The 13828-nt window shown below is 39.8% G+C and carries 16 protein-coding genes and 1 other annotated feature; all 16 genes read right to left on the bottom strand.

The window, feature by feature from the left end:
- Window positions 1-45: 45 nt before the first annotated feature.
- The 16 genes from N782_RS20610 to minC all read right to left on the bottom strand — a co-directional run bounded on the left by N782_RS20610 (window position 46) and on the right by minC (window position 13670).
- Window positions 46-642 (bottom strand): YhcN/YlaJ family sporulation lipoprotein, encoded by a 597-nt coding sequence (locus N782_RS20610; RefSeq protein ID WP_052111170.1) that lies wholly within the window; start codon window positions 640-642, stop codon window positions 46-48.
- 84 nt (window positions 643-726) lie between these two features.
- Window positions 727-1467 (bottom strand): NAD(+) synthase, encoded by a 741-nt coding sequence (nadE, locus tag N782_RS04445; RefSeq protein WP_036816645.1) that lies wholly within the window; start codon window positions 1465-1467, stop codon window positions 727-729.
- 50 nt (window positions 1468-1517) lie between these two features.
- The gene (locus N782_RS04440; RefSeq protein ID WP_036816643.1) at window positions 1518-2483 is read right to left on the bottom strand and encodes a phosphotransferase; all 966 of its coding nucleotides are present in this window, start codon (window positions 2481-2483) and stop codon (window positions 1518-1520) included.
- Window positions 2484-2485: 2 nt separating this feature from the next.
- Entirely contained in the window at window positions 2486-3760 is a 1275-nt protein-coding gene (safA, locus tag N782_RS22065) for a SafA/ExsA family spore coat assembly protein (RefSeq protein WP_052111169.1), read from the bottom strand.
- Between the two features lie 325 nt (window positions 3761-4085).
- Window positions 4086-4976: a prephenate dehydratase gene (pheA, locus tag N782_RS04430; RefSeq protein WP_036816641.1), complete on the bottom strand. Its 891-nt coding sequence runs from the start codon at window positions 4974-4976 to the stop codon at window positions 4086-4088.
- A 9-nt stretch (window positions 4977-4985) separates the two neighbouring features.
- The gene (locus N782_RS04425; protein ID WP_036816638.1) at window positions 4986-5435 is read right to left on the bottom strand and encodes an ACT domain-containing protein; all 450 of its coding nucleotides are present in this window, start codon (window positions 5433-5435) and stop codon (window positions 4986-4988) included.
- Between the two features lie 24 nt (window positions 5436-5459).
- Entirely contained in the window at window positions 5460-6740 is a 1281-nt protein-coding gene (obgE, locus tag N782_RS04420; protein WP_036816635.1) for a GTPase ObgE, read from the bottom strand.
- A gap of 5 nt (window positions 6741-6745) precedes the next feature.
- Complete coding sequence (locus N782_RS20600) at window positions 6746-7276, bottom strand: Spo0B domain-containing protein (RefSeq protein ID WP_052111168.1); 531 nt, start codon at window positions 7274-7276, stop codon at window positions 6746-6748.
- A 448-nt stretch (window positions 7277-7724) separates the two neighbouring features.
- Entirely contained in the window at window positions 7725-8015 is a 291-nt protein-coding gene (gene rpmA, locus N782_RS04410) for a 50S ribosomal protein L27 (RefSeq protein WP_036816633.1), read from the bottom strand.
- Between the two features lie 14 nt (window positions 8016-8029).
- Window positions 8030-8362 carry a ribosomal-processing cysteine protease Prp gene (locus N782_RS04405; protein WP_036816630.1) on the bottom strand — a complete coding sequence of 111 codons (333 nt, stop codon included), beginning with the start codon at window positions 8360-8362 and terminating at the stop codon, window positions 8030-8032.
- Between the two features lie 14 nt (window positions 8363-8376).
- Window positions 8377-8685: a 50S ribosomal protein L21 gene (gene rplU / locus N782_RS04400; protein WP_036816629.1), complete on the bottom strand. Its 309-nt coding sequence runs from the start codon at window positions 8683-8685 to the stop codon at window positions 8377-8379.
- A 12-nt stretch (window positions 8686-8697) separates the two neighbouring features.
- Window positions 8698-8768: a sequence feature (ribosomal protein L21 leader region), on the bottom strand.
- 38 nt (window positions 8769-8806) lie between these two features.
- Window positions 8807-10276 carry an Rne/Rng family ribonuclease gene (locus N782_RS04395; RefSeq protein WP_084102971.1) on the bottom strand — a complete coding sequence of 490 codons (1470 nt, stop codon included), beginning with the start codon at window positions 10274-10276 and terminating at the stop codon, window positions 8807-8809.
- Between the two features lie 14 nt (window positions 10277-10290).
- Window positions 10291-11160, bottom strand: a complete 870-nt coding sequence (locus N782_RS04390; protein WP_052111167.1) for a M50 family metallopeptidase — start codon at window positions 11158-11160, stop codon at window positions 10291-10293.
- Window positions 11147-11932 carry a M23 family metallopeptidase gene (locus N782_RS04385; protein WP_036816622.1) on the bottom strand — a complete coding sequence of 262 codons (786 nt, stop codon included), beginning with the start codon at window positions 11930-11932 and terminating at the stop codon, window positions 11147-11149. The genes N782_RS04390 and N782_RS04385 overlap by 14 nt, the downstream gene beginning before the upstream one ends.
- Window positions 11933-12193: 261 nt before the next feature.
- Window positions 12194-12991, bottom strand: a complete 798-nt coding sequence (minD, locus tag N782_RS04380) for a septum site-determining protein MinD (RefSeq protein ID WP_036816621.1) — start codon at window positions 12989-12991, stop codon at window positions 12194-12196.
- On the bottom strand, window positions 12984-13670 hold the full coding sequence (gene minC / locus N782_RS04375) for a septum site-determining protein MinC (protein WP_036816620.1): 687 nt from the start codon (window positions 13668-13670) through the stop codon (window positions 12984-12986). The genes minD and minC overlap by 8 nt, the downstream gene beginning before the upstream one ends.
- Between the last annotated feature and the right edge of the window lie 158 nt (window positions 13671-13828).

Raw genomic sequence — 13828 nt, 5'->3', positions numbered from 1 at the left:
GTCCTTTTAAATATGTATAAAAAAAGGAGCGCTGGTTGGCACTCCTTATCGATACGTTTGTTCTCTAAATTGGTCAACACCATTTGGCATTTCTTCATCTTGGTGCAGTCGGCTTTTTAAATCCTTCATACGATCCCAATATCGCTCATCTGTGTACACCACGATTTCTTTCCCTTTAGTTTCTGGCATTTCTTTCAATACTGCCCTTACCTTTTCGGCAACATTTACTCTTGTATATGTGGTTCTGTCTGGCTCTTCAACAGCTACAACAACCTTTTCATTGGTTACGACTACTTGAGCTGTTTTTACATATCTAGATTCACTTAACCGTTTGCCAATTTCTCTAGACTGCTTATCATATTCCTTATTATTTGTGGACATCGCGTCGGGATCACTCTTTGGCGTGTTCTTTTTAGGATATTCATTTTGAGGAACAGAACGATCGATATATTCTTGATGCTTTTCGCTAGGCTGATCTTTTCCATCATTATCAATCGCCTCTTTGTTCATGCGATCTCTTTCGAGGGAGAGAGATTCAGGTTCTAGCTCAGGTTGGATATCTGATTCAGACTCCTCTTGTGCAGCACAACCTACTAATATCGCTAAGACTAGCACAGATAACAGCATAAATTTGTTTTTCATTATAAAAAACCTCTCTTTCCTTCTTAGGATGGATGAGAGAGGTTTTGAATAACCGAGTTACTTTTAGGTAATTTTTTCTTATGTTTAAAACTTAGGGGGAGCTGATGCTATATCACGTTTATGTTCTGTCTTTTTGTGAAGATCTTCTATAACTTTTTTATCATCCTCTGGTATTTCTTCCCCTTTTAGATGCTTATCAATTGTATCGTAGGAAACCCCTAACTCTTTTTCATCTGTCTGACCTTCCCATAAGCCTGCACTTGGTGCTTTTTCAACGATTTCAGAAGGAACGCCTAACTCGCGAGCTAATTCTCGTACTTCTCCTTTTGTGAAATGTAATAAAGGAACAAGATCGACTCCACCATCACCGTACTTAGTAAAATAGCCGGTGTACCATTCAGCAGCATTATCTGTTCCAACCACCAGATATTTATAGTTAGTCCCAAGTGTATAAAGTGTACTCATACGGAGCCTAGCACGTAAATTGGCATCAGCTAAACGCTCTTGGTCTTCGTTGTATTCATTCTTGCTTTGAAGTTGATCTTTGATGGTTGAGAATAATACATTATGTGTCTCGGTTAAATCCACCGTAACAGCTTCAATACCACAGCTGTCTATTACTTTTTGAGCGGCGTCTTGATCACCAGGATTGCTTTTACATGGTAAAATTACTGCTAATGAGTTTTCGGGGAAGGCTTTCTTAATTAGATGTGCTACAACTGCTGAATCAACTCCACCACTAACACCAACTAACAATCCGTCTAACCCAGCATCTCGGACTTGTTGTTGCAACCATTCTACTAATTTGTTTACGTTCTCTTGCATAAATGTACGACTCCCTTTCACATCATAATTATGTTAAGTTTCTTGTCATTTCATGTTAGCACACTAGTTAGTTGCGCTACAAATGATTGGTGAAGATGCCACCATTTATGAACTTTTTCTATCCCCTGCACAATCTGTTCACTCGAGGGTTTTCTTTGCAACAGCACATTCCATTCTCTAAGAATCCAACTTGGGAAGCATATACCTTTATAAAAAGATTCTTCTTTCAGATGTGGGTGAAACAAATCTAAAAGGATAAACTCGTTTACACTTATACCTTGAGAAATAAATCGATGAGCAAGTTGGATACGATCATAACACTGCGGACCTAATGTTAATAAATCAAAATCAATGAGCTTGATATGATTATCTGTGGTTCTCAGAAAATTATGCGAAGCAACATCACCATGATTCCATTCCCATTTATTATTACTTTGTTTAATAAGCGTATCCCAATCTATAGATTTAAATTGCTTCAGCGCTTCAGAACTATAAAAAGATAGCTCATTGAACAGGCCTTTGTCTTCATACCTTGTGTACATACGTTCACTTAATGTGAATTGATAATATCTTTTTTGCCATTTGATATATAATGGTGAGCGGTGTTGAACGGTATTAATTGGAATGCCACGTGCATGATTATGAAATAAAAGTAACGCTCTTTGAGCATCATACCTATCTTTTTCATCCTTAAAAGTAAGCGTAGTTCCTTCTTGCCAAGTACTTATGGTCCATATGTAACGTGCACCATCATATAGTGTTAATCGGCCACTTGGAAATGGAACGAAGGGAATGATACCAGCATAAGATGCCGCTCTAAAAAACTCCGCTTGCTGACGAATTACTTGCATGGAAGGATACCGCTTTGCTACGTAGTTACCTTGATGAGTGAAGAGTTTACAAACATGCGGAGTAATCCACTTTACTTGATAAATATCAAGATTGCCTTTTTCTTTAAAAAAAGAAAAGGGAAGGTCCTGATAGACATTCCCTTTCCCTAAATGAGTATAATCCATAATTATTCCTCGTCATCAAAACGTGGCATTTCAAACGATCCAAAAGGTTGGTTACCACCAGGACCCATAAATGGCATTGGGTAATCCTCACCAGACATCATACCTGAACCTGGTTGGAACATTCCACCCTGTTGTGGCATACCTCCTTGTTGCGGCATTCCACCTTGTTGCGGCATTCCACCTTGTTGCGGCATTCCACCCTGTTGTGGCATTCCACCCTGTTGTGGCATACCTCCTTGTTGTGGCATTCCACCTTGTTGTGGCATACCTCCTTGTTGTGGCATTCCACCTTGTTGTGGCATTCCATAGCCTTGTGGCATGCCGTATCCTTGCATCGGCATTCCATAACCACCTTGTTGCATGTCTCCGTAAGAACTGCTATATCCATAACCATCGTCACATCCACAATCATCTCCGCCATATTGACCAGGCATTTGTGGCATATCCATATCAGAGGATTCCATCATATAATCCCCCATACCATCTTGCATAGCCGGACTAACCTGCTGAGGCATCCATTCGTAACCATATTGCATTGGCATATGTGGTACTGGCATACATGGGTGAACTTGACATGGATAATATCCAGGTGGACAGTGCATATACATCATTGGATAGTACATTTGTTGTTGTGGTTGTTGTTGCGGCTGGGGTTGTGGGTTTACTGCTTTAGCTGGTTTTACATCCTTTGCTGGTTTCACATCTTTTGCTGGTTTGACATCTTTTTTCTTTTCCTTTTTTGGCGCCTGATATTGAGGCATTTGAGGTATATTTACAGTTGTATAGTAATTTTGCATTTCTTGTTCCATTGTTGGAAATTGCATTTGAATTGGCATATTAATAGGTTGTGGTTGCATAGGCATCATTGGTTTCTCTTGAACGGCAGGCTTGACAGGCTTTTCCTTAGGTTTTGGCATTTCTTTCATAGGCATTTCTTTTGGTTTTGGCATTTCTTTCATAGGCATTTCTTTTGGTTTTGGCATCTCTTTTTTAGGCATTTCCTTTTTAGGCATCTCCTTAGGCTTTTTTTCCTCTTGGATGACAGGGATAGGCTTAGGTGATTCATCTTTATAAGGGTGTTCAGATGGATACTTAGACTTCGGTTGTTCCTTCTTCACAGGCTTTGAATTGGAAGGCACTTTTATCTTCATACCCGGCATAATCATATCTGGATTACTTAACTGAGTATTCATCGCCTTTACTTCTTCAAAATTCACACCATACTTCTTAGCGATTTTCCACAGTGTATCTCCTTTTTGAACAACATGTATTTTCACCGCTGTTACTCCCTTCTTTCTGTTATTTGAATCAAGGCAGTTAGTAAATAACAGATAAACTCATTACAACATATGCGACAACCTTTAAAAGGTTGATGAAAAAGCCCAAATTTTTTTCTAACAAATACCTAGCATCCTATCACAAAGTGACGTACACTACTTGTTTATGGGAGGGAATGACCAATATCTTATTAAGCAACACATGATGCTTTCAAAATAATACACCATTAAAAAAACGCCTAGGGAAATCCTAGACGCTCATTGCCAAACTTGTTCATATGAGATTAACGGTATTATCTACAATATAGAGAACTTGAACACTTTTTTATTCTGCTGTTTTTTCTGTAGATAAGCTTGGAGCCTCTACATGAAAACATGGATACGTCCCAAGTACTTTGATCTGACAACCAAGTGCAGCTAACTCTGCTTGAACTGCAGGGAACAAAACAGCATCATAAGGTTGATTTACATCTATAATAAAGAAATAATTCCCAAGCCCTGTTTTCATTGGCCTTGATTCAATCTTGGATAAGTTCATTTTTCTCCAAGCGAACGCAGATAATACTTGATGAAGAGCACCCGAATAATCACTAGGCAACGTAACCATGATGGTCGTTTTGTATGTGTTAGCTGTTAATTCTTTCATTTGGACGGGTTTTTGATTCTTTTGCAAGACAGCGAAGCGAGTATGATTGTTTTCATAATCGTGAATCGATGTGCGCAACACTTTCAGACCATATTCTTCAGCTGAAAGTATATTACCAATTGCAGCATGGCTACCTTTCTTCTGTTGTACAATTGAAGCCGCTTCACCGGTAGATGAAGTGTATTCTATCTCCGCATTATTCATTTCCTTATGAATAAATTGGTGACATTGGGCAATCGCTTGGGTGTGCGAGTGGATTGTCTCGATATCCTTTAAATCCCCAGTGAAGCCTGGATGTACAAGTAAATGCTGTTCAATAGGAATAACAACTTCTGCAATGATTGGCACATCCACTTGGTGAATTAAATAATCAACAGTCAGATGCACTGTCCCTTCTATGGCATTCTCCATAGGTACTACAGCTAATGCTACCTCATCATTGTTCACAGCATCCAAGCACTCCGGTATTGTGCGATAACCTTTTGTATCTACTGAATCAAATATGGCATCTACCGCAACATTGGTAAACGTTCCTTTTGGTCCTAGATAGCCTACAGTTGACAATTTCATTCCCCCCTACTAAGCTCCGCTACTCAAAATTTCTACTCGATCAATAAAATCAAGCCGTTTAAAGTCTTGAATCATTTGTTCAATAGATTGAGTCATACCTGACGTATTTAAAGAAAGCGTTACGTTTGCCTTTCCTTGCAATGGAATCGTCTGGTGAATGGTGAGAACATTACAACCAGACTTTGCGACCATCGCCAGTAGGTGAGAAAGGGTTCCAGATCGGTCTTCCAAATGAAAGAATAGCGTAATCATTCTTTCCTTCACCATTGCCTGGAAAGGGAAAACCGCATCCCGATATTTATAAAACGCACTTCTGCTTAAATCCACCTTTTGAACAGCTTCATGGACAGAATCTACTTTCCCTCTCTCAAGTAATGCTTTGGCTTCTAACGTTTTTTGCATAGACTCTGGTAATACATCGTGTCTTACTAAATAAAATTGCTCATCTCTTTGGACCATTGCTGATCCTCCTTATTGAATAGTCTATTCGACAAATTCAAATTCGTAATCCAATAGACGAATGGTATCGCCATCTTTTGCCCCACGTTCTCTAAGAGCATCATCTACACCCATTCCTCGAAGCTGGCGAGAGAATCGATTAATCGTTTCATCACGGGAGAAGTCTGTCATCTTGAATAATTTTTCAATTTTATCACCTTTAAGGACAAAGGCACCATCAGATTCTCGTGTAATCGTAAACGGTTGTTCTTCTTCTTTATATTTGTATAGTACACGTTCGTCTTTTTCTTCGATAGGTGTTTCTTCCTTTGGAATTGTCTCAAGAAGGTCTGCAATAGCGAACAACACCTCATTTACACCATCACGTGTAATTGCAGAAACCGGGTACACAGGAATATCTTCTGTTAATTGTGATTTAAACTCATCTAGTTTTTCTTGAGCTTCTGGCATGTCCATCTTTGTTGCCACAATTAGCTGCGGACGTTTCATCAGGCGTTCATCGTATTGTTGTAGTTCTTGATTAATTGTGGTGAAATCTTCGTACGGATCTCTTCCTTCCATACTTGCCATATCGACTACATGCACAATAACTCGGGTCCGCTCGATGTGACGCAAGAATTGATAGCCTAACCCTACACCTTCATGAGCTCCTTCAATTAATCCTGGTAAATCAGCCATAACGAAGCTTCTATGATCCTGTGTTTCCACAACCCCTAAATTTGGAGAAAGAGTTGTAAAATGATAGTCGGCTACCTTTGGCTTCGCAGCACTCACAACAGAAAGCAAGGTGGATTTCCCTACACTTGGATACCCAACAAGCCCTACATCAGCCATTAATTTTAACTCAAGGGAAATATTCCTTTCCTGACCTGGCTCTCCTTTTTCTGCCAACTCTGGAGCAGGGTCTCTCGGACCAGCAAACCTTAGGTTACCTCGGCCACCACGGCCAGCTTTTGCAATAACGGCTCTTTGCTTGTGCTCAATAAGGTCAGCAATAACTTCTCCTGTATCATCGTCCTTTACGGTTGTTCCTGGTGGTACAGGAATAACGTAAGGATCAGCATTTTTACCATGTGCACCTTTACCCATGCCATTTTCACCGCGCTTAGCTTTGAAATGACGCTGGTATCTGAAGTCCATCAGTGTATTCAATCCTTCATCAACTTCGAAAACGATGTTACCACCATTTCCACCGTCACCACCAGCAGGTCCACCTTTAGGTACATACTTCTCACGGCGAAAAGCAACAATACCATCGCCGCCATCACCAGCTTTTACATATATCCGAACTGCATCGACAAACATGACCTTCACCTCTCATTCATATCTAAAAATATCTCATAGCTTGTACTTTGTTCTTCTTCATGCCTAATTAAATTTTGAACACTTTGAAGTTGATCTATTCGACTTCTAAACTGTTCATCATTTGAAACTTGCCCATAAATGCACATTCGTAACTGGGGATACTCTTCCCCCCAGAGAGTTATCATACATTCATATAGCTGTAATGGGTTCGTGTATTCTTCTAATTGTTGAATGATTGTGGAGCACGTTTGCACAAGACTCTGATCAAATGCAGAAAAATCAGCCTGCGTATCAATCTGATAAGACATACGAAACTGATTATACTCTGCATTAAACCGAACCATCCAAACGGCAAAATGAGGAGCTTTTAAATTCATGAGTTTCGATTCCTCTCTCGAGAAATCGATAATCTCCTGAAGTTTTTCTTTTACTTTTTCCATCTTATCCATCGAAGCATACCCATGGACCAGTTGAAGTTGATTCATCCAGTCATGTCGGTAATGCCGTAAGAGATTGGCTACCTCATCTACTTTCATCATCCCCGCTCCTTTATCCATAATAGTAAAAGTATAGCAGACTTCAAGAATAGCGGAAAGAAGAACAAAAGCGAAAGCGCCCTGCTAGCGACGTACAAACTGCTGCCCACACGATGTGGGTTGGTTCGATGTTGCTGCACGATGCAGCGACCTTAATCGAACTTCCACGGAATCCGTATGAGATAAAGGAAACACGGAGAGCGACAGCGATCCGATGTTGACTTATCGTAAGGAGGTGCCGGAAGTTTGCTAGTCGCTGGGCGCTGGAGCTGGACGTGGCCGCATCACTTTTTTTCAGTTATACACAAGCCTTGAATTTTATACTTTCCTAGACGATGAAAAAAGAGAGGATGACCAACAACCTCTCTTCTTTTGGATTGCTTATGGAACTGTCATAGTTTTAACGTATTAAAAAACTCTAACCCGAAGGTTAGAGTTTTTGTAACGTTTACGCTTCTTGTGCTACTGGGTAAACGCTAACCTTTTTACGGTTACGTCCGTAGCGTTCGAATTTAACAACACCATCAATTTTAGAGAAAAGTGTGTCATCTCCGCCGATTCCAACGTTCTCACCTGGGTAAACTTTTGTACCGCGTTGACGGTAAAGAATAGAACCAGCTGTAGCAATTTGACCATCTGCGCGTTTAGCTCCAAGACGCTTAGAAATTGAGTCACGACCGTTCTTAGTACTACCTGTACCCTTCTTCTGCGCGAAAAACTGTAAGTCAAGACGTAGCATTGGGCTGCACCTCCTTATAGTTCAGAAATTTTTATATATTCACTATAATCATGTTCAATGGTTTTCAACGAGACCATCATACCTTCAAGCAACACATTCGCTTTATCAAATGCTTCTGGGGATAGGTTCTCTGGGAGTTCCACTCTCAGATATCCACCTTCTCCACCTTGCTCGATGATGGGTTCAAATGCACAAAGCTCCATAATTGAGTTTACTGCCCCAAATGAGACAGCCGAAACAGCAGCGCATACTAGATCATAGCCGTAAGGACCACTTTCAGCATGTCCACTTATTTCAAAATCAACTATTTGAGATTGTGAGTTACGAGTTACAAGCACTTGTATCATCGATCTACCAAAGCTTACGCGTTGATTTTATCAACAGTAAGTTTTGTATAAGGTTGACGATGACCTTGTTTACGCTTGTAGTTCTTCTTTGGCTTGTATTTGAAAACAGTGATTTTTTGTTGACGACCTTGTTTGTCAACAGAAGCCGTAACAGTTGCACCATCAACGTAAGGAGCGCCTACTTTTGTTTCGTCGCCACCTACTACAAGTACCTTGTCGAACGTTACGTTTTCACCATCAGCCGCATCTACTTTCTCAACGTAGATGGATTGGCCTTCTTCTACTTTCAGTTGTTTACCGCCAGTTTCAATAATTGCGTACATACTTGCACCTCCTTGTTTACTCAGACTCGCCATGCAGGTGCCTCGCGGGCTTTAAGACCTGTTTTGAGCGGTTGTAGCATCGGGTGCTACGAGACATAACGTATTGATGTTACCATGTTTACTATAACCTGTCAATAGAGCCTTGTTGATAAAAGTCTCTTTTCTGCAGTGTCTCTTCGTCTCCAATGAAACGAATTTTATATGGCACATCACTTACCCTATTATTCAGGAAGTAAAGATCTTTGTAAAGAGTAGATTTCAACACATTTACATCGATTTTCTGGCGAAAGGCTTGAGCTACATCAGGTCTTACTTCCATTACAATGACATCCTGATCATAATTGCTATAGGAAAGCAATTCCCGCTCTAGTTGATAGGCATATGAATGAGCTGAAGGTACATAACCATGCCCATTACAGGAGTCACACCTCTCTGTTAACGTTGATAGTAAAGACCTTCCTTCTCTTTTTCTCGTCATCTCCACTAATCCAAGCTTTGTGAAACCATACACTTCCGTACGAACAGGGTCGTCATATAAGGATTTCTTAAGTTTTTCTAGTACTTGCTGATGATCCTTATCATTTCTCATTCCAATAAAATCAATGATAATCATCCCTGACAAGTTACGCAGTTTCAATTGTTTGGCGATTTCGGAGGCAGCTTGGATATTCGTTCCGACAACCGATCGTCCTTTATCCGATCGTTTGGTATTCTTCGCTGTATTTACGTCCACTACCACCATTGCTTCGGTTTGGTCAATGCGAATTTCAGCGCCACCATCTAGCTTTACAAGAGGCTGAGCTATCGTTTCTGTTAATTGTGGAATCGTAACTGGTAATTCTTCTTCTATTTGCTTGGACCATCTACATTTTTCTCTCAGATGGGGAAATTGTTTTTGAATAGACGTTACAAGCTTTGTATCATCAACTACAACTTCTTCAACTGCTTGATCAGGAAATCTCCTAAGTAGGCGTTGAGGAATATCACGGTCCTCCCACACAAGGACAGGAGGCTTATTAGATTCGAATTTAGCTTGTAACGTAGTCCATTGCTTTTGTAAGGTACTCAGTTCCTCGATTAAATGAGAATCCTCCAGAGTAGCAGAACTTGTGCGAAAAATTATCCCTTCCTCATCTGTTGTGTTCTCTTTCGCCCATTCTTTTAGACGATTTCGCTTCTCATCATCCACCTTTTTCGAAACAGCATGGTAATTACCAAAAGGTAAGTAGACTAGATGCATCCCTGGTAATGTTATGTTCGCTGTAAGTTGAGCTCCTTTTTCATCAAATGCATCCTTCGTTACTTGAACCCAAATCGCTTGTCCTTCATGAACTAATTTTTCAATAGGTAAAGAGGGATTCCTCCTTGACTCTGGACACTCATTTTTCTTTAAGAAACCAAGTTTAGACTGCCCAAAATCGACAAAGGCAGCCTGAAGACTTGTTTCAATATTTACAATGCGTGCTTTATATAGGTTCCCTACTAAGCTTTTTGAATCAGGACGTTCCACAACAACTTGTTCAATGGAACCTCCTTCCATTACGACTCCCCACTCTTCAGTAGGGAGAGTTTGTAAGTATATACGTTTCATATTCTAGCCTCGCTTTATGTTGCACACCAATCTGCAAGCTCTTTTGCCGATGCGGAAGATTGTTTTAACGTGAAGTAATAGTATAAACACTCACCTTCATCGATAATCGCTCGCGTGTTATTTTTAAAATTCACAAAGATTTGATGATGCGTCCCCCGTTTAAATTGCTTGAAAATTTGATGGATAGGTAAGTCTTCTGTTACATGTATGGAATGAATCGCATTTACAGGGAGGCGCTTCTCTTCATATCTTCTTAATAAATAACGCAGAAAGGCATACTGTCGTTGTTTCCATTCTAGACGATTTTCCCATAATAGAAAACAACCTAACATAACCGTACTTAACGAAAAAGGGAGGAAGAATAAGCTGAGACCAAAGGCAAGCACTATTGTTACTAAAGAACAATAGAGAGAGTAAACTTGGGCTTTCACAAAAGGAAACTGGTGCGAGAGTAGTAAGAACATTAACTTACCGCCATCTAATGGCCATATCGGTAACAAATTAAACAACAATATTACAATATTATACGTGTATAATAGCTCTATAAAACCACTAGATAAGATTGAAAAAGTGTCCAATATAGCAATAGCTCCAAATATCCAGATATGCTGAAAGGGGCCTGCTAATATGACAGCCACTTCTTCCTTGAATGGACGAGTATGATGTTCATCCGTTTCCATCACACCTCCAAACGGCCACAGCATAACGGTCCGGATACGCCACCTAAAAAAAAGGGCCATCCCATAATGACCCAATTCATGCGCTAACACGATTAAAAAGATTGATAAAAGCTGTAAAAAGGAACCCGTAAGAATCCCAATCCCTACCATAACCCATAAAACAGGATGGACATGGAAGTGGCGTAATATATTAAGGCTGCTCATCAACTTGAATCACCTTTATAGGATCTACGAATTGATTCCCTTGTTGAATAGCAAAATAAAATGACTGCCCCTGTCCCTCGGTTGTTGAAGAAGTTGTTCCAATGACTTGGCCATGAGTAACTTGTTCATATTGTGTGACATCCATGCTTTCCAAAAAACCATAGTAGGATTTCGATCCATCAGCATGTTGAATGATTACTGTATTCTGTGTGTCTGCTTTTTTACCAACAAACTCAACGGTACCCCCGTCCGAAGCGTGCACTTGCGCTGCATCATCAGTAGAGATCACGATTCCTTGACCATTTTTTTGAAAAGATTCACTAATAGTGCCGTTTACAGGTAGAGCGAATTGTTCCGTCATTGCAGGTTGAGTACCCCCATTGTCAGGAGGATTTTGAGGGAGAAAAGCAAATGGTTCACCGAATTTTTCTTGATACCATTTATTTACTGATGCAAATTGAAACTCCTGTGTAATCGCTTGATTCACCCATTGTTTTGGTGTCTCGAACAATTGACTATCGACTCGATATACGATAGCAACGGAAAAAAATAAAATAGCTGCTATGATGGCTTTAAATACAAACGCGGAAAAAATCTGCGAGGTTGCACTCTGCTTTTCATCACCTGAGAAAAAAGGTAAATACCCATGCTTTTCTTCTTCTTGTACGTTAGAAATAGGCACTGAGGTTGATCGATTACGATCTCCTCCTAGTTCCCTTTGTTTCTTCCGTTGAGCAATTGATTTGCGAATATCGCGCGCATCTTTGTTCATAGCCTCTCCTCATTTCTTTCTGCATACTTTGTAAAAGTCTATGAGAAGAGTGGACAAGATATGAAACTACGCCCACAAAAACAAAAACTTTTCTTGCAAAAAGAAAAGCAAAGGGCACCTTATTCACTCCGACAGCTAGAAAACCTCAATTGTCCTATAACAATATGGAAATTCATTGCATAATGTCTTAGTTAGATTTGTTATAGAGTTAGAGAAATAAAAAAGTCCTACTGATAAACAGCAGAACTTTCTTTTACATAATTAAGAACGAATGCCAAAGAACTTCTTCACCTTTGCAAACATTCCTTTGTCTTCTTGTAAAGAGAGAAGTGGGACAGATTCGCCCAAAATTCGACGAGATATATTTCGATAAGCTAAGGAAGCTTTCGTATTCGGCTGAAAAGCAATTGGCTCTCCATGGTTTGATGCTTTAATCACTTCATCATCGTCTGCAACAATCCCTAAGAGATCAATAGATAAAATATTCACAATCTCATCTACGTCTAGCATATCTCCCTGTTCTACCATATGATTACGAATACGGTTCACAATTAAGCGCGGGGATTCAATATCTTCTTGTTCCAACAAGCCAATAATACGGTCTGCATCTCTAACAGAAGATTTCTCAGGGGTTGTGACCACAATCGCTTTATCCGCCCCAGCAACCGCATTCTTATAACCTTGCTCAATCCCGGCTGGGCAATCAATGATTATGTAGTCAAAGTCTTGCTTTAACTCCTGAACAATCTTTACCATGCCTTCTGGTGTTAAATCCGATTTATCACTGGTTTGAGCAGCAGGTAGTAATGATAAGGCTTCAAATCGTTTATCTTTGATTAACGCTTGCTTAAGCTTGCAACGTTCTTGAATGACATCGACAATATCGTAGATAATTCGGTTCTCTAATCCCATTACCACGTCAAGATTTCTCAAGCCGATATCCGTGTCTACTAAACACACTTTCTTGCCCATTAAGGCTAATGCTGTTCCAACGTTTGCTGTTGTTGTCGTCTTTCCGACGCCACCTTTTCCTGATGTTATTACAATCGATTCACCCATTCAGCATTCTCCTTTCTAACCCACTTAAATCAGGTCGTTTCTGATTGAGAAGTTGCAAGCGATCAATAATAATTTTTTCTTGATTTAGATCGATGTATCCACATTCCATGTAAACGCCTTCGGTATCATAGTCTGGAGAACGACTTATGTAATTGGCGATACGCAATTGACTGGGCTTCATGTAGGAGGCTGCAATAATAGCATTCGTATCACCATTAATTCCGGCATGAGCTATTCCTCTAAGATGACCCATCACATAAATATTACCAGTCGCAGCAATCTTACCACCTGGGTTTACATCGCCAACGAGTAAGACATCACCACGAACATCGATTACTTGTCCACTTCTTACAACTTTAAACATAGATGTAATTTCACTATCTTTCATCCATTCCATTGCATCTTCTTTTGTAATGACATCAGATTCAATCGAATGAATGACGAGTTTATTATGACCACGAACGACTTCGCGAAGTTGCTCTAATTGTTCTTCATTCAAATATCGATTTCCTAATTGAATACTTACCGTAATCATTGGCTGATCATCATCCACATAGTTTCGCAATAATTTATGGTCTAATTCTTTTAATACTTCATCGAAGGAGCAAGTATCATCAACATGCAACGTCAGTCCGTCTTTTGTTCCTTTTATGGTTACAATTTGCTTCTTGTTACTCACGGAAGCTTCACCTCAAACAATATATTCGACTAAAGCATTGTGAAATCCTGTTTAAAGGAAATATTCAAAGCCGAGGAACATTTCCTTACCAAATAATACGCAATTAAAGGCCTAGGATGTACATTTTTAGATTTCAACAAGACAATCCTTTAGAATGT

The organism is Pontibacillus yanchengensis Y32 (genome assembly GCF_000770635.1).
Taxonomy (GTDB): Bacteria; Bacillota; Bacilli; order Bacillales; family BH030062; genus Pontibacillus; species Pontibacillus yanchengensis.
Note: the sequence above shows the minus strand (reverse complement) of the source record. Positions and strands in the feature narration are given on the sequence as shown.